Source organism: Tsukamurella soli, from assembly GCF_039541155.1.
Lineage (GTDB): Bacteria > Actinomycetota > Actinomycetes > Mycobacteriales > Mycobacteriaceae > Tsukamurella > Tsukamurella soli.
The window spans coordinates 1-17,479 of record NZ_BAABFR010000102.1; the positions used below are offsets into that span (position 1 = coordinate 1).

Consider the following 17,479-nt stretch of genomic DNA (forward strand, 5'->3'; position numbering starts at 1 on the left):
TCGACCTCCACCTCGAGCGGATCGCCGCAGTGAACGGTGTCGTCAACGCCGTCGTCACCCAGGTCCCCGGCACGAACGCCGAGGTCCTGCGCGGCGGCGTTGGCGGCGATCACGAACGGCACCTTGTCACCGTCGGCGGCGAACAGGGCGATCACGGCCGGCTCCGCCCCGAGCCGGCCCTTGAGCTGTGTGACCAGGCCGCGCAACTCGCCGGCGGTGACGCCCGTCGGTGCCCGGTCGGCCACGAGGCGCACCGCGCCGACCCGCTCCGGCGACGCGGCCAGCTCCGACAGGGCCGTCAGAGCGGCCTGCGCCCGCAGCTTCTCGAGCTCCTTCTCGGCGTCCCGCAGGCGCGTGACCATCGACTCGACCCGCCCGGGCAGCTCGTCGGCGGGCACCTTGAGGCTCGACGACAGCGCGGACACCAGCGCCCGCTCACGACCGAGGTAGTTCACGGCGTCCAGGCCGACGTAGGCCTCGACGCGGCGCACTCCGGAGCCGACCGAGCTCTCGCCGAGCAGCGTGACCGGGCCCACCAGGCCGGAGCTCGCGACATGGGTGCCGCCGCACAGCTCGAGCGAGAACGGGCCGCCGATCTCCACCAGCCGCACGCGTTCGCCGTAGTTCTCGCCGAACAGGGCCATCGCACCCCGCTTCTTCGCGGAGTCGAGGTCGGTGACCTCGGTGTTCACGGCGTAGTCGGCCTGCACGGCCGCGTTGGTGACGTCCTCGATGTCGGCGCGCTGCTGCTCGGTGAGGCCGCCCTGCCAGCGGAAGTCGAACCGCAGGTAGCCGGGCCGGTTGAGCGAGCCCGCCTGCACCGCGTTGGGGCCCAGGACCTGGCGCAGCGCGGCGTGCACGAGGTGGGTGCCGGAGTGGCCCTGCGTGCTGCCGTGGCGGTGCCCGGGATCGGCGGCGACGGTGACGGTGTCGCCCTCGGCGACCTCGCCCGCGGCGACGGTCCCCTGGTGCCGCCACACGGTCTTGGCGACGCGCTGCACGTCGGTGATCACGACCCGCGCGCCGGCGGCCGTGGTGATGGTGCCGATGTCGGCGAGCTGGCCGCCGGCCTCCGCGTACAGCGGGCTTCGGTCGAGGACGATCTCCACGTCGTCGCCCTGCCGGGCGACCGGCACACGCTGCCCGCCGACGATGATGCCGAGCACCTGCGCGTCGGAGACGAGCTCGTCGAAGCCGGTGAACTCGGTGGGCCCGCGGTCGACGAACTCGCGGAACACCGACAGATCCGCCAGGGCCGACTTGCGCGCGTTGGAGTCGTCCTTGGCGCGCTGCCGCTGCTCGGCCATGAGCGCGCGGAATCCGTCCTCATCGACGGCCAGCCCGGCCTCGGACGCCATCTCGAGCGTGAGGTCGATGGGGAAGCCGTAGGTGTCGTGCAGGGTGAACGCGTCGTCGCCCGACAGCACCGCCTTCCCGGCGGCCTTGGTGGAGTCGACCGCGTTGCCGAAGAGCGTTGTGCCCTGCTCGAGCGTCTTGAGGAACGCGGCCTCCTCCGCGGCCGCGACGGTACGGATCCGCTGCGCATCGTCGGCGAGCGAGGGGTACGACGGGGACATCGTGGCGATCACGGTGTCGACGAACGCGCCGATGGTCTCACCGGGCGCGCCCAGCAGCCGCGCCGAGCGGACGACGCGGCGCAGCAGCCGCCGCAGCACGTAGCCGCGCCCGTCGTTGCCGGGGTTCACGCCGTCCTCGATGAGCATGACGGCGGTGCGGGTGTGGTCGGCGATCACGCGGAACAGGCGGTCGCGCTCGGCGTCGTCGGTCCCGTCGGCCGCACGCCCGTACGTCTTCCCTGTCAGTTCTTCGGCGCGGTCGATGACGGGGCGCAGCAGGTCGGTCTCGTAGACGTTGTCGACGCCCTGCAGCAGGAAGGCGACGCGCTCGATGCCCATGCCCGTGTCGATGTTCTTCTTCGGCAGCTCGCCGAGGATCTCGAACTTCTCCTTGCCGAGCCCCTTGCCACGCTCGTTCTGCATGAAGACGAGGTTCCAGATCTCGATGTAGCGGTCCTCGTCGGCCTCCGGTCCGCCCTCGGCGCCGTACTCGGGCCCGCGGTCGTAGAAGATCTCGGAGCACGGGCCGCACGGGCCCGGGATGCCCATCGACCAGTAGTTGTCCTTCATGCCGCGGCGCTGGATGTGTTCCGGCACCTGCCCCACCTCGAGCCACAGGTCGCGGGCCTCGTCATCGTCGAGATACACCGTCGACCACAGGCGGTCGGGGTCGATGCCGAAGCCGCCCTCGTCCACGGGGCCGGTCAGCAGCGACCACGCGAACCGGATCGCGTCGCGCTTGAAGTAGTCGCCGAAGCTGAAGTTGCCGGCCATCTGGAAGAAGGTGTTGTGGCGGGTGGTGATGCCCACCTCCTCGATATCCAGGGTGCGCACGCACTTCTGGATCGACGTGGCCCGCTGGTAGGGCGGGGTCTGCTGCCCGAGGAAGAAGGGCACGAAGGGGACCATGCCGGCGATCACGAACAGCTGATTCGGGTCGTTGAGCACCAGCGAGGCGCTCGGCACCTCGGTGTGGCCGTTCCGGACGAAGTGGTCGGTGAACCGCTTCCGAATCTCGTGGGTCTGCACGCAGGTTCCTTCTGCTGGGGCTGGTGGTCGGTGTATGACCTTACCGACGCCGGACCGGGAGCCCTACCGACGCCTGACGATCGAGCGCAACCGGGATACCCGGGGGCCGATCTCGCGCTCGAATCCGTGGTCGGTCGGCTGGTAGTAGTCGGTGCCGACGAGTTCGTCCGGCGGGTACTGCTGCGGGACCACGCCGCCCGTGTGGTCGTGCGGATACACGTACCCCTGCGCGCTGCCGATCAGCTTGGCGCCCGGGTAGTGGCCGTCGCGCAGGGCGGGCGGTACCGCACCGGCCTTGCCCGCCGCCACGTCGGCCATCGCCGCGCCGATGGCGGCGACCACCCCTGGCGACTTGGGCGCGGTCGCGAGGTGGATGGTGGCCTGCGCCAGCGCGAGCCGGCCCTCGGGCATGCCGATCAGCTGTACGGCCTGCGCCGCCGCGGTGGCCACCTGCAGCGCGGTCGGGTCGGCCATGCCGATGTCCTCCGAGGCGTGCACGACGAGGCGGCGCGCGATGAAGCGGGGGTCCTCGCCCGCCGTGATCATGCGGGCCAGGTAGTGCAGGGCGGCGTCGACGTCGGAGCCGCGGATCGACTTGATGAACGCGCTGATCACGTCGTAGTGCTGGTCGCCGTCCCGGTCGTAGCGCACGGCGGCGGTGTCGATGGACGCCTCGACCCGCGCGAGGGTGATCTCGCTCTCCCCCGCCCCGGCCGTCAGATCGGCGGCCGCCTCCAGCGCCGTGAGCGCGCGTCGCGCGTCGCCGCCGGACAGCCGCACGATGTGATCGCGGGCCTCGTCGGCGATCGTCAGCGCGCCGCCGTAGCCGCGCGGGTCGACGAGCGCCCGGTCCAGCAGCTGGCCGATCTGGTCCGGTTCGAGGGGCTGCAGCGCCAGCACCAGCGACCGGGACAGCAGCGGCGACACCACAGCGAAGCTGGGGTTCTCGGTGGTCGCGGCCACCAGCAGCACTATCCGGTTCTCGACGGCGGCCAGCAGCGCGTCCTGCTGCGACTTCGAGAAGCGGTGTACCTCGTCGATGAACAGGACGGTCTGCTCCCCATCCCGTAGCCGTCGGCGCGCGACTTCGATCACGCCGCGCACCTCCTTGACCCCCGACGACAGCGCCGACAGCGCCTCGAACCGGCGCCCCGTGGCCCCCGACACCAGCGACGCGATGGTCGTCTTGCCCGTGCCCGGCGGGCCGTACAGGATCACCGATGCGGCTCCGGCACCGTCGATCAGGCGCCGCAGCGGCGTCCCGGGGCCGAGCAGGTGCCCCTGGCCGACCACCTCGTCGAGGGTCTGCGGCCGCATGCGCGCGGCGAGCGGGGCGCCCGCGTGGCGTGGTACGAAGTCCACGGAGCCGGCACCGTCGGCGCCGGGCGTGTCGTCCCCGAACAGGCTCGCGGTCACAGCGCGGCGACGACCGCGGCGGCGCCGCGGGCGAAGTCTGCGAACTCGGGCTCGGCCTCGGCGAGCGCGTGCCACCGGTCGGCGAGCTGTCGGCCCGACCAGTCGGTGAGTGCGTGCAGGTGGCCGGCGTCGAAGCCCGCATCGTGTGCGTCGGGACCGTCCGGCAGGCACCAGTAGGTCGCCAGCGTGAGCCACACGAGGGCGGCCGTCGTGATGTGCCGGGCCAGCGTGCGGTCGTCGTCGAGCCGGGGCCAGATCCGCGCGACCTCCGACCGCCACGCCTCGATGAGTGCCGAGTTGAGTCCGTCGTCGATGCCGCCCGCCACCCAGCGCGGGTACGTGAGCAGGGCGTACGCGATGTCCAGGCCGGCGTCCCGGAAGCCGGCCCACTCGTAGTCGAGGAAGCGCACCGCGCCGCCCACCACCAGCGCATTGTCGGGTCCCACGTCGGACGGGCTGAAGGCGCGGCACTGGCCGCCGGTGAACATTCCGAGCCCGCGGCGCAGCGCGGCGTCCGGCACCGCAGCCGTGACGCCGTGTTCGGCCAGCCGCGTCGGCACCCGCTCGGCGGCGCGCGCCGCCTCGCATCCGACGGGGTCGTGCCGCGCGTCCGTGTGCTCCCGCCGGGCCAGGGCCGACAGGTCCCCCTCGCGCCCGACGGTGCCGGCGTGCATCCGGCCGAGCGCCTGCCCCCACGCCGACAGCACCGTTCCGGCTCGGCGCGCGGGAGTCCGCGTCAGTAGCTCCGTCATCGTCTCGCCGAGACCGAGATCGGACAGGACCAGGATCCCGGCCGCGGGGTCGGACGCCAGCAGCGTGGGACCGGGCCGGGACTCGACGGGCAACGCGGTGGCGAACTTGTACGCGGCGGCCTCCCGTGCGAAGGCCTCACCGAGGTCGACCTCGGTGGCATCCGCGGCCAGCAGCTGTTTGACGACCACCGTGCGGGGCAGCGTGAAGTTGTTGTGTCCCACCCGCACCCGCATCACCAGGGTGCGACCGCTACCGCCCAGATCCTGCGGGTCGACGAGCGCGACCTCCATGCCGGTCCGGCGCTCGAGCAACTGCGCCACCGCCGCGAGGGTGGCGTCCACCACGCGCGACCGACCCGCTGATTCCACCGTTGCAACCATCGCCTTCCACGCTACCGCAGTCGCCGATGACGTGACGGCGGCCACACCTGTGTATCCGCAGGGTCATTCGATGGGCGCGACGTCCACGGCGACCTTGATAGTGCTCTTCTTGGAGTCGGTGTAGATCACCCCGCGCAACGGGGGCACGTCCTCGTAGTCCCGTCCCCAGGCGACCGTGATGTGGCGCTCGTCGACGAACTTGTTGTTGGTGGGGTCGAACGGCAGCCATCGCCCGCCGGGCAACCACACCGCGGCCCACGCGTGAGTGGCGCCGGCGCCGACCACGCGGTCCCGGCCGGGCGGCGGCTCGGTCGCGAGGTACCCGGAGACGTACCGCGCCGCGAGCCCGCGCGAGCGCAGGCACGCGATCGCGACCCGCGCGAAGTCCTGGCACACACCCTCGCGGCGCTCCATCACCGTCGCCACGCGCGTCGACACCGACGTCGAGCCGGACTGGTACCGGAAGTCCGTGTAGATCCCCGTCGTGAGGTCGCGCACCGCCTCGACGAGCGGCTTGCCGGGCGTGAAGAAGGACGCCGCGTACTCGCGCACCGCATCGTCGATCTCGGGCGGCTGCAGGTCGACGCTGTACTGGGCTGCCATCGCACCGGGCTCGCCCGCGACGCCGGCGGCGCCGAGGGGGCGCGCCAGTTCCCACGGTTCGAGCGCCGGCCCGGCCTCGGTGACCGCCTCGTCCAGGGGGTCCACCTCCACCACCGACTCGCCCGCCACCTCGAGCACGGTGTGCCGGGTGGTCACGTGAAAGAAGGTGTCGACGTTGCCGAACGCGTCGACCCCCTCGGAGCGGTCCGACGGCTCCGGGTCGATCACGATGTGGTGCTCGAGCACCCGCTGATCGGACAGCTCGCGCGGCGTCAGGTAGCAACGCCCGTACGAGCTGCTCACCGAGTCGTCGTACGTGTAGGTGGTGCGGTGCACGACGCGGTAGGTGCGCGTCCGCGACGCGGAGGTCCGCTCGCTGAAGGGCAGTGGTGTGGTGGTCAACGCTCGCCTCCCGGTACCGTCCCCGACCACAGCGGCCGCGCCTGCCCCGGCGGCGCGAACCGAGTGCGCTCGAGGACGTCGGACACCTCCTGCAGGCCGTCGCCGATGGCGGTGAGCAGGGCCGCGAGCGGAGCGCGCCACCCGTCCTCGACGATATCGGTGTCGTCGGGGTCGAACCGCTCGACCTGGGCCGTGAGATCCTCGACGACGCGCTCCGCAGGACCGGACCGCAGCTCGTCGGGCAGCTCGGTGAGGTCGCTGCGCAATCGGCCGAGCTGGTAGATCAGCGACCTCGGGTTGGCCTCGTCGAAGTACATCAGGTCGACGGCCGAGCGTGCGAGGGTGACGGAGTGGTGCCGCCGGCGGTAGGTCACCGCCGACTCGCACGCCACCAGATAGGCGTCGAGCAGGGCCGTCTCCGTCTCCGCGTCGCGCTCGGGCACCACTGTGTGCATGGTCAGCGCCACGAGCTGCAGGGACCGCTCGATCCGGCGGCCGGCATCCATCATCAGCCAGCCCGGATCGCGGACCATCGACTCGCGGGCCAGGCCGGAGAACGCGAGCAGCGACACGAGCATGTCCCCGAGGGTCAGGTCCAGCTGGCCGCCGTCCTCGTCCTCGGCCGCCACGAGGCGGGCCATCGCCCGCTCGGCGCCGCCCAGCACGACCCACGTGCCGGTGGACATCTGGTCCCGCACGGCGCGCGTCGCCCCCACCAGGCGCCAGAAGCTGTGGGCGACGGTGCCGGGGGTCCGCGAGTCGACGGTGAGCGCGCGGAGCCGCCCGGCGACATCGGTCTGGTCGGGTCCCTCCGCGCGGAGCGGCCCGAGAGTGCCGCCGGTGGTCGACACCGCCACCACCGCGTCGAGCAGGGGCTGCAGCGATGTCGCGCCGGGCTGCCACGGCCGGTTGCGGTAGTCGGCGTTCCGGTCGCGGGCCACGGCGAGCAGCCGCACCATCGCCTCGGCCCGCTCGGCGTAGCGACCCATCCAGAACAGGTCGGACAGCACGCGCGGCGTGGATATGGGGCCCGCGACGGGCGGCGCGGGACGCGGGCGCGGCGGCACCGTCGCCACCCGGACGCCCGTGCGGGTGTCCTCGGAGATCGGCACCCAGACGTCCTTCGCGGCGGACGAGTACATCAGCTCGCCGGCCTCCCCGTCCACGAGGACCTGGCCGAGACCGCCGCTCATCACCGCGTACCCGGACTCCTGCGCGACGGCGAACGTGCGCAGCCCGAAGCCCTGCGGCGTGACGGCGCCGACCGACGGCCGCGCCACCAACGACGGTGCCCGCGAGAACTCGACGAGCTCCTTCGCGCACCACAGCTCGGGCTCGGCCGCGATGCGGGCGCGCAGCTGCTCGGCACCGTCGGCGGACAGCCTGCCGCCGACCACCCGCTCCCTGGACGGGAACCGGGTGAGCAGCAGGCGGTCGAGCGGGCCGGCGAGGACGGCGCGCCCGGGGTCGGTGGCGAGGTGATAAGTAGGCGTCGAGGCGAGCAACAGGTCCTCGTCGAGCAGTGCGCGGCACAGCCGGGGCAGGTACGCGTGCAGCACCGGGTTCTCCAGCACGCCGGAGCCGAGCGTGTTGACCACGCTCACCGCGCCGCGGGTCATCAGCTCCACCAGTCCGACGACGCCGAGCCGGGAGTCGGTACGCAGGTCCAGCGGGTCGGCGAACTCGGAGTCGACGCGGCGCAGCACCACGTCGACCCGCTTGTGCCGTCCCAGCGATCGCATGTACAGCCCGCCCGCGCGGACGGTGAGGTCGCTCGCCTCGACCAGCTGCACGCCCAGCACCGACGCCAGATAGGCCTGATCGAACGCGGTCTCGGACAGCGCGCCGGGCGAGAGCACCACGATCGTGGGATCCTCGACGCCCTGCGGCGCGGACTCGATGAGCGACAGGCGCAACGTCTGCGCGAACGGCGACAGCGACCGCGGCGTGGCGTTGCGGAACATCCGCGGCAGTGCCCGCGTGAGGACCCGTCGGTCGGCGAGCGCATAGCCCACTCCCGACGGTGCCTGGGTGCGGTCGGCGAACGCCGCGAACTCCCCCGTCGGCGTCCGGCCGAGGTCGACCGCGTGCAGGAACAGCGCGCGCGGCCCCGGGGCCGGGACGCCGACCGCGCGACGGATGTATCCGGGGTGTGCGAACAGCACCTCGGGCGGCACGATCTGCTCGCGCAGCGTGCGCTGCGGCCCGTAGAAGTCCCGCAGCACGGCGTCGAACAGCAGGGAACGCTGCACAAGGGCCCGGGCCAGGCGGTCCCACTCGTCGGAGTCGATCATCATCGGCAACGAGTCGAGGCGCCAGTGCGTCGGCGACGTGAAGGGACCCGACGTGCGCGAGCCGCCCTCGCCGCTGGGCGCGTTGTAGGTGATGCCGTCGTCGTCGACCATCTCGCGGACGCGGGCCTGGATCTGCGCGAGCCCGCCGACCCCGAGTTCGGTGAGACGACCGGCCAGCGGCTGCCAGTGCGGGCGCAGCGCACCGTCGGCGGCGAGCAGCTCGTCGTACCGCTCCCCGGGCTCGTACCCCGTCAACAGCGCTTTCGTCGCGGCACCCAGCCGGGCCGCGTTGCCGGATTCGGCCGACCGGCCGGTGTCTACGTGCTCGCCTGGACCGGCGCGGTCGGGCGTGGCGGCATCAGCGATCACCTGAGCACTGTACGTGCGCGGCGCATGTCCAGGATTCCGGGCGCGCCCGCATCCACCGTGAGACGTGCCATCCGCTCCCGCAGGACCCCGAGGTCCAGGGCGCCCGGTGTGTGGCCCAGCTGCTCGAACCGCCCGCCGCGCCGCGACTCGGCCTCGACGGCGTTCACCGGCGGGGTGTCGTAGGCCCGGCCACCGGGGTGCACCACGTGGTACGTCGCGCCGCCGATCGACCGCCCGTGGACCAGGTCCACCAGGTCGAACGTCAGCGGGGAGTCGACGGTGACAGTCGGGTGCAGCGCGCTGGGCGGCTGCCACGCCCGGAACCTGATGCCGGCGACGTCGACGTCGGGCCGACCGGTGGCCACCAAGGGCACAGGTTGCCCGTTGCACGTGAGCACGTAGCGGTCCGTATCCAGACCGCGCGCGGTGACCTGCACCCGCTCGATGGACGAGTCCACGTAGCGGGCGGTGCCGCCCGAGGTGGCCTCCTCGCCCAGCACGTTCCACGGCTCGATCGCGCCGCGCAGCTCCAGTTCCACCTCGCCCAACTGCACCGTCCCCAGGCGCGGGAACCGGAACTCGGTGAACGGCGCGAGCCATGCGGTGTCGAACTCGAAGCCGGATTCGCGCAGGTCGGCGGCCACCTCGGCGATGTCGGCCTCCACATAGTGCGGCAGCAGCCACTTGCCGTGCAGGTTGGCGCCGTGGCGCAGCAGCGGCGCCCGGTACGGGGTGCGCCAGAACCTGTCCACCAGGCAGCGCACCAGCAGCGACTGCACCATCGCCATCCGCACGTGCGGCGGCATCTCGAAGCCGCGCAGCTCGAGGATGCCCAGCCGGCCGCGGGGCGAGTCGGGGCTGTAGAGCTTGTCGATGCAGAACTCGGCGCGGTGCGTGTTGCCCGTGATGTCGGTCAGCAGGTGCCGCAGCGCGCGGTCCACCACCCACGGCGGCGAGTAGTCGCCCGCCGCATCGGTGGACGTGGGATCGGCACCGCGCGTCCGGTCGGTGAGCCGCTCGATCTCGGCGAACGCGATCTCCAGCTCGTACAGCGCCCCCTCGCGGCCCTCGTCTGCGCGCGGCGCCTGGCTGGTGGTGCCGATGAACTTGCCCGCGAACAGGTACGACAGTGCCGGGTGCCGCTGCCAGTACGTGAGCATCGAGACCAGCAGGTCGGGCCGCCGCAGCAGCGGGGAGTCCGACGGTGTCGGGCCGCCGAGGGTCACGTGGTTGCCACCGCCGGTGCCGCCGTGGCTGCCGTCCTGGTCGAAGGTCTCGGTCCCGAGCCGCACCTGTCGTGCATCCTCGTACAACCCCTCGAGCAGCTCGTACTGCTCGGCGAACGTGGCGGTCGGCTGCACGTTGACCTCGATGACGCCGGGGTCGGGGGTCACCGTCAGCGACTGCAGCCGGGCGTCGGTCGGGGGCCCGTAGCCCTCGACGACCACGGCCTCCCCGGTGCTCTGCGCGGCCGCCTCGACGGCGGCGATCAGCTCCACGTAGTCCTCGGCGGCGTGCGTGGGCGGGAGGAACACGTGCATCGCTCCGTGTCGCACCTCCGCGACGAGGGCGGTGCGCGGCACCCAGCGTGGCCGGCCGGCACCGTCGAGGTCCTCGTCCTTGCGCGTGAGCCGAGCCCGGGTACCCGTCGCATCCGGCAGCGCTGCTACGGGCCGCAGCGGGTCCGCGTCGAACTCGAACGGCTCGTCGCCCCACGACAGCGAGTCGAGGGGCAGCCGCAGCCCGGCGGGCGACGTGCCGGGGATCAACACCATGCGCCCACGACGGGTGGACCAGCGGTTGCCGGTCCAGCCGGTGTCGTCGGCGTTGCGGGAGAGCGGCAGCACGTGCGCGGTCGCGTGGCGCACGCTCTCGTCGAGGCGGCGCAGCAGTGCGGCGCGTCCCTCGGGCGAGTCGTCGTCGGGCGTGAGGTCGTCGGCGTCGGTGACCCCGGCGGCGGCCACCGCGTCCGGGGGGTCGCCGGCGGGCTGGCGCAGCCAGGTGGAGAACGCGGCGACGGGGTCCTCGTAGGCGGGCACGACGAGGTCGACGGGCAGCCGGAACCGCTCGGCGACCGCCGCGATGAACGTCTCGGCGCGGCGCGCGTTCTTCGGCCGCTCGAAACCCTTCGGGGTGTAGTCGGTCATCGACGCGGCGGCCTGCTCGCGGGTGACCCACGGGTCGGCGAGGAGCGCGGCATCCTGCCACAGCGGGCGACCGTCGGTCCGCCACATCAGCTCGATCTGCCAGCGCGGCAGCGGCTCCCCCGGGTACCACTTGCCCTGTGATCGGCGCACCAGCGCGCCGGGCACGGTCCTGGCGGCGAGCCGCGCGGCGAGGGCGGACGCGAGCTCGCGCTTGTGCGCGCCGTCCGCGTCGGTGGTCCACTCGGGCGCGGTCTGGTCGTCGATGGACACGAAGGTGGGCTCGCCGCCCACCGTCAGCCGCATGTCCAGGGCGGCCATGTCCGCGTCCACACGGGCGCCCAGCGCCACGATGTCGTCCCACTGGCTGTCGGTGTACGGCAGCGTGACGCGCGGGTCCTCGTGGATCCGCGTCACCACGTTGGCGTAATCCATGGCGGCGTGGCAGGGCTCGACGGCGCCGGTGATCGGCGCGGCGTTCGCGGGGTCCGGCGTGGCGGTCAGCGGGATGTGGCCCTCGCCCGCGAACAGGCCCGACGTCGCGTCGAGGCCCACCCAGCCGGCGCCCGGGAGGTACACCTCGGCCCACGCGTGCAGGTCGGTGAAGTCCTCCGTCGGTCCCGACGGCCCGTCCAGGGCCGGTACGTCCGACGCGAGCTGCACGAGGTAGCCGGAGACGAACCGCGCCGCGAGCCCCAGCTCCCGCAGTACGGAGATCAGCAGCCACGCGGAGTCGCGGCACGAACCGATCCGGGTCTCGAGCGTGTGCTCGGGCGTCTGCACGCCCGCCTCCATCCGCACCGAGTAGCCGATCTCCTGCTGCACCGCCTGGTTGATCCGCACGAGGTAGTCGATGGTGCGCTCGTTCGCGGGGTCACGGAAGCGGTCGGCGAACGCCACGACCGACGGTGCCGGGCCGCTCCCTAGGCCGTCCTCGGTGGTGTGATCGTCGACGGGACGCAGATATGGCGCGAGGTCGGCGGCGATGGCCTCGGGGTACTCGAATCCCGCGAGCTCGGCGTCCTCGTCGATGAAGAAGTCGAACGGGTTGATCGACGTCATGTCCGCGACCAGGCCGACGGTGACCGACAGCGTCGTGGTGGGCTCCTGGAACACGACCCGCGCGAGGTAGTTGCCGTAGATGTCCTGCTGCCAGTTGACGAAGTGCGTCGCGGGTTCGATGGTCAGCGAGTACGCCTCGACCGGAGTACGGGAGTGGGGTGCCGGCCGCAGGCGGATCACATGCGGGAAGACCTTCACCGCACGGTCGAAGGTGTAGCCGGTGCGGTGCTCGAGGGCCACTTTGATCGTCACTGAGCAATAAGACCACGGCGCACCGGCTTTCGCGCGGCGAGTCGCGGGACCCGTGGGTCCCGCCCCCACGGTGTGGGCCCACATCCTGGATCATCCCCACCTGTGCCGCGTGAGCCCACCTCCCGCAGGAGGTGGGCTCAGGCGCGCCAGGGGGTGCAGCTACTCGGCTGACGTACCGGCCTGTACTTTCTCGGCCTGTGCTTTCTCGGCCTGTGCTTTCTCGACCGCCTTCGGTGTGGCGTCCATGCCGGACTCCTTACGCTGCTGCGCGGTGATCGGCGCGGGCGCATCGGTCAGCGGGTCGACGCCACCGCCCGACTTGGGGAAGGCGATCACGTCGCGGATCGACGGTGAGCCCGTCAGCAGCGACACGACGCGGTCCCACCCGAACGCGATGCCGCCGTGCGGCGGGGCCCCGAAGGCGAACGCGTCCAGTAGGAAGCCGAACTTCTCGCGCGCCTCGGCCTCGTCGATGCCCATCACGGCGAACACGCGCTCCTGCACGTCGCGGCGGTGGATGCGGATCGAGCCGCCACCGATCTCGTTGCCGTTGCACACGATGTCGTAGGCGTAGGCCAGCGCCGAGCCCGGGTCGGTGTCGAACGTATCGATCGACTCCGGCTTCGGGCTGGTGAACGCGTGGTGCACCGCGGTCCACGCGCCGTGGCCCACGGCGACGTCGCCGGCCGCGGTCGCCTCGTCGGCCAGCTCGAACAAGGGCGCGTCGACGACCCAGACGAACGACCAGGGATCGCCCGCTGCATCATTCGACCCGCTCGCTTCGCTCCCGGCGCCGGGGATGAGCCCGAGCTTGTTCGCGATCTCCCCCCGCGCCGCCCCGAGCAGGCCGCGCATCTGCTTGGTCGGGCCGGCGGCGAAGAACACGCAGTCGCCGGGCTTCGCGCCGACGTGCTCGGCGAGCCCCGCCTTCTCGGCGTCCGACAGGTTCTTGGCGACGGGGCCGGTCAGCTCGCCGTCCTCGCCGACCAGCACGTAGGCGAGGCCGCGGGCGCCGCGCTGCTTCGCCCACTCCTGCCACGCGTCCAGCTGCCGCCGCGGCTGCGACGCGCCGCCCGCCATCACGACCGCACCCACGTACTGCGCCTGGAACACGCGGAACGGCGTGTCCTTGAAGTACTCGGTGCACTCGACGATCTCGACGCCGAACCGCAGGTCGGGCTTGTCGGAACCGTAGCGGCGCATCGCCTCGGCATAGGTGATGCGCGGGATCGGCAGCGGGATCTCGTAGCCGATCAGCTCCCACAGCGCGCGCACGATCTCCTCGCCGAGCGCGATCACGTCCTCCTGGTCCACGAAGCTCATCTCGATGTCGAGCTGGGTGAACTCGGGCTGTCGGTCGGCACGGAAGTCCTCGTCGCGGTACGCCCGCGCAAGCTGGTAGTAGCGCTCCATCCCGGCCACCATGAGCAGCTGCTTGAACAGCTGCGGGCTCTGCGGCAGGGCGTAGAAGGTGCCGGGCTTCAGGCGTGCAGGCACCAGGAAGTCGCGCGCGCCCTCGGGCGTCGAGCGGGTCAACGTCGGCGTCTCGATCTCGACGAAGTCGTGCGCGTCGAGCACCCGCCGAGCGGCCGCATTCGCCTTGGACCGCAGGCGCAACGCCGCCGCAGGGGCCTCGCGCCGCAGGTCCAGGTAACGGTACTTGAGGCGGGCCTCCTCACCGGGCTCCTCGTCGAGCTGGAACGGCAGGGGCGCCGACTCGTTGAGCACCGTCAACGACGAGGCGTTCACCTCGATGGCCCCGGACGGCAGGTTCGGGTTCTCGCTGCCCTCGGGACGGAGCTCGACGGTGCCGGTAACCTCGATGCAGTACTCGGAGCGCAGGCGGTGCGCCTGGGCGGCGACGTCGGACTCGCGGAAGACGACCTGCGCCACGCCCGAGGCGTCGCGCAGGTCGATGAAGATCACGCCACCGTGGTCTCGGCGCCTGGCGACCCAGCCCGCGAGCGTGACGGCCGCTCCGTCCGCTCCGGCGGAGGGGCCCGCGTCGTCCGCACGAAGCGATCCGGCGAGGTGGGTGCGCAGCACGTGGATGGTCCTTTCGTAAACGACTGTTGACCGGCGACCGGGACTCGATTGGGGCCCACGTCGACTCGGCCCTCCATGCTACGGCCCGCCTGCAGGGCGGTTTCGGCCCGCCTTCGCGATAGATTGACAGCCGCACGCGCCGATCAACCCCACCGAGCCTCGAGGAGCCGCCGTGACGTTCCGGGACGACAGTGACATCGACGGCGGCAACGTCAGCGCCGGTGGTGGCGGCTTCGGCGGCGGAGGCTTCCCCACCGGAGCCGTCCTCGGCGGTGGCGGCGGCATCGGCGCGATCGTGATCGCCGTGATCATCTATCTGGTGACCAACAGCGCCGGTGCTCACAACGCCCCGAACACCGGCACGGCAGACGGCTTCTCGGCGGCCCAGCAGCAGCTGGAGACGCAGCTGGCCGCCTGCCGGACCGGCACCGACGCGAACAAGAGCACCGCCTGCCGCATCAAGGGCACCGTCAACAGCCTCAACGCCGTGTGGCCGCAGCTGATCAGGGGTTACACGCCGCCGCAGGGCGTGAAGATCATGCCGCACGGTGCCACCGCGATCGACACGGCGTGCGGCGTCGCGTCCGCCGACACCGGGCCGTTCTACTGCCCGCGCGACCGGACCGCCTACTTCCAGCTCGACTTCATGGACACCGTGATCGCGAAGATGGGCGGTTCCAACAAGTCGTTCTCGCAGGAGTACATCGTGGCCCACGAGTTCGGCCACCACGTGCAGAACCTGCTCGGCGACATCGGCAGAGCCCAGCAGGGGGCCCACGGGGCGCAGGGCGGCTCCGTGCGGGTCGAGCTGCAGGCAGACTGCTATGCGGGGGTGTGGGCGGCGCACGCGGACAAGGGCGCGAACGCGCTGCTCGAGCCGCTCACCCGGGGCCGGATCCAGGAGGCGATCACCACCGCCAAGGCGATCGGCGACGACACCATCGAGGAGAACGCGGGCCAGACGGTCGACCAGGATGCCTGGACCCACGGCTCCTCGGCGCAACGCGTCAAGTGGTTCTCCACGGGTTACTCCTCCGGAGATCCGAAGCGCTGCAACACCTTCGCCGGTGCCATCTGATCGCGGCGGCGAAGCGCACCGAGGGCGTTCCGCGGAACGCCGCCACCGGAGCGCCGTAGGCGAAGAGTGGTGTCGAACTGGACGTATGGCGTGACGATGAGCGACCGATTCGTTCGCTGCCATCCAGAAACGGATATCGGGCGAGATCCACCCCGCTGAAGTCAACGCAGAGGACACGTCGCTCACAAGATCCCGCTGAAGGCTGGTCGAGTACCGAGGTGCAATCAGGTACCGCCAGAAGCCGAATGCCAGCTCGGCGACCACCTTGCCGTGGACCTCGGGTGCGCGACCACGCACGGCGCGTCGGCGGGCAGTCGAGAGGTCGGCCAGACCGCGGCGGTCGAGCGGTACGTGATCCAGCCACGACCGTTGCAGCTGGTGAGGTAGGAACGTAGGCGATCTGTCGTCAGGAACGGGGTGAGAGTCGACGCGTCCCATCCGGGAGGTGTCGTTGACATCTGGCTCGTCCCCTCCCCACACTGGTCCGCGAAGGCCCCGGAACGATCACTGGTGTAAGTCACATCGCCGGGGCTGCGCCTTTGTGAGGACCCGGCACCACTACACCTGATAACCCTTAGGCAAGCCTGATCTCTGCTGGCATCATCGACGCCGTGACGTCGTCTACGACCGTCCTCGCCGGGGATTCGGCGCACAACGTCCCGCTCACCGATCCGGCGGCGGTGATCGAGGCGATAGCGGCGATGCCGGACCTGGTCGCCCGCGACGACGGTGTGGAAGCATCGGTGTCATGACCACGCCACCCCCCGCGTCTCGCTCCGGCCAGTTCCGCTTCGGTGATCGCTACGTCAATCGCCTCGGCTACGGCGCGATGCGCCTGTCCGGTCCCGGCATCATGGGGCCGCCGGCCGATCCGGAGGAGGCGGCGGCGGTCCTGCAGCGCGCCCAAGACGCCGGTGTCAACCACATCGACACCTCCGACTACTACGGCCCGTACGTCGTCAACGACCTCATCCGCGAGTCCCTGTACCCGTACTCGCCCGAGCTCGCGCTGGTCACCAAGGTCGGCGCGAAGCGCACCCCGGACGGCGGCTGGCCGGAGGCCACGTCGCCGGCCGAGCTGCGGCAGGCCGTGGAGGACAACCTGACCCGGCTGCGGATCGAGTCGATCTTCGCGGTCAACCTGCGCCTCGCCGCGGCCGACGGCGGCGTCTACACCGGCTCGCTCGCCGAGCCCTACGGCGCGCTGGTCGAGTTGCAGCGGCAGGGCAAGATCCAGCACCTCGGGGTGAGCAATGTGGGTATCGCGCAGGTCGACGAGGCGTTGTCGATCTCGCCCATCGCGTGTGTGCAGAACGCCTACAACCTGGCCCACCGCGCCGACGACCAGCTCATCGACTACCTCGCGTCGCTCGGCATCGCGTACGTGCCGTTCTTCCCGCTCGGCGGCTTCGCGCCCCTACAGTCCGCCAAGCTCGACGCCGTCGCCGCGCGGGTGGGGGCCACGCCGATGCAGCTGGCGCTCGCCTGGTTGCTGCGCCGCTCCCCCAACATCCTGCTGATCCCCGGCACGTCCACGCGAGCGCACCTCGACGAGAACCTCGGCGCCGCCGACGTGGCGGCCCGCCTCGACACCGATACGCTGGCCGAGCTGAACGCGCTGTGAGCGGGGCGGATCCGACCGCCCCGTCGGGATTCGACACCCTCGCCGAGCAGTACGCCGCCCGGCTCATCGCACTCGACCCGATCGAGGCCACCGCCGTGGGGGCGCCGGGGCACGAGCACCTCCTCACCGACTTCTCGCCGGACGGCGTCGCGGCGCGCGCCGACCTCGCCCGCGCGACGTTGCGGGAGCTGGACGCCCTTGCGGCCCCGACCGATCCGAACGATCGGGTGACCGCGGCGTCGCTGCGGGAGCGGCTCGGGGTGGAGCTCGACCTGTACGCCGCAGGCCGGGCGGTCGGCGGGCTCGACGTGATCGCCTCGCCGCTGCAGGCGATCCGGGACGTCTTCGACCTCATGCCCGCGGGCACGCCCGAGGCCGACGAGGCCCTGGTCGCGCGTCTGCGCGCCGTCCCTGATCTGCGGCGCCGTGATCCCCACGATGGGCTTCTAC

The 17,479-nt window shown here is 71.8% G+C and carries 11 protein-coding genes; 4 read left to right on the forward strand and 7 right to left on the reverse strand.

The features are described from left to right. From alaS to aspS, 7 genes are all read right to left on the reverse strand, one after another. Positions 1-2,606, reverse strand: a 2,606-nt coding sequence (alaS, locus tag ABD908_RS22240) for an alanine--tRNA ligase (RefSeq protein ID WP_345000125.1), incomplete at its 3' end; no start/stop codon positions are given. A 63-nt stretch (positions 2,607-2,669) separates the two neighbouring features. Then, positions 2,670-3,968: a replication-associated recombination protein A gene (locus ABD908_RS22245; RefSeq protein WP_345000145.1), complete on the reverse strand. Its 1,299-nt coding sequence runs from the start codon at positions 3,966-3,968 to the stop codon at positions 2,670-2,672. 50 nt (positions 3,969-4,018) lie between these two features. Next, positions 4,019-5,143 carry a hypothetical protein gene (locus tag ABD908_RS22250; protein ID WP_345000127.1) on the reverse strand — a complete coding sequence of 375 codons (1,125 nt, stop codon included), beginning with the start codon at positions 5,141-5,143 and terminating at the stop codon, positions 4,019-4,021. Between the two features lie 75 nt (positions 5,144-5,218). Further along, positions 5,219-6,160: a transglutaminase family protein gene (locus ABD908_RS22255; RefSeq protein WP_345000129.1), complete on the reverse strand. Its 942-nt coding sequence runs from the start codon at positions 6,158-6,160 to the stop codon at positions 5,219-5,221. Further along, positions 6,157-8,823, reverse strand: a complete 2,667-nt coding sequence (locus ABD908_RS22260) for a circularly permuted type 2 ATP-grasp protein (RefSeq protein ID WP_345000131.1) — start codon at positions 8,821-8,823, stop codon at positions 6,157-6,159. The genes ABD908_RS22255 and ABD908_RS22260 overlap by 4 nt, the downstream gene beginning before the upstream one ends. After that, positions 8,820-12,281, reverse strand: a complete 3,462-nt coding sequence (locus tag ABD908_RS22265; RefSeq protein WP_345000133.1) for a transglutaminase family protein — start codon at positions 12,279-12,281, stop codon at positions 8,820-8,822. Before ABD908_RS22265 ends, ABD908_RS22260 begins: the two co-directional genes overlap by 4 nt. Positions 12,282-12,440: 159 nt before the next feature. Further along, complete coding sequence (aspS, locus tag ABD908_RS22270; RefSeq protein WP_345000135.1) at positions 12,441-14,327, reverse strand: aspartate--tRNA ligase; 1,887 nt, start codon at positions 14,325-14,327, stop codon at positions 12,441-12,443. A gap of 172 nt (positions 14,328-14,499) precedes the next feature. On the opposite strand from aspS, the gene ypfJ reads away from it, so the two are divergent. The 4 genes from ypfJ to ABD908_RS22290 all read left to right on the forward strand — a co-directional run. Further along, complete coding sequence (gene ypfJ, locus ABD908_RS22275; protein WP_345000137.1) at positions 14,500-15,405, forward strand: KPN_02809 family neutral zinc metallopeptidase; 906 nt, start codon at positions 14,500-14,502, stop codon at positions 15,403-15,405. Positions 15,406-16,016: 611 nt separating this feature from the next. Next, positions 16,017-16,157: a hypothetical protein gene (locus ABD908_RS22280; RefSeq protein ID WP_345000139.1), complete on the forward strand. Its 141-nt coding sequence runs from the start codon at positions 16,017-16,019 to the stop codon at positions 16,155-16,157. Beyond that, on the forward strand, positions 16,154-17,029 hold the full coding sequence (locus ABD908_RS22285; protein ID WP_345000141.1) for an oxidoreductase: 876 nt from the start codon (positions 16,154-16,156) through the stop codon (positions 17,027-17,029). The genes ABD908_RS22280 and ABD908_RS22285 overlap by 4 nt, the downstream gene beginning before the upstream one ends. Then, on the forward strand, positions 17,026-17,479 hold a 454-nt coding region (locus ABD908_RS22290; RefSeq protein ID WP_345000143.1), incomplete at its 3' end, for a DUF885 family protein. The genes ABD908_RS22285 and ABD908_RS22290, both read left to right, overlap by 4 nt.

What these genes read in the sequence shown, in the direction of transcription:
- ABD908_RS22285 (WP_345000141.1), top strand. Translation starts at nt 16,154, where the DNA reads ATGACCACGCCACCCCCCGCGTCTCGCTCCGGCCAGTTCCGCTTCGGT.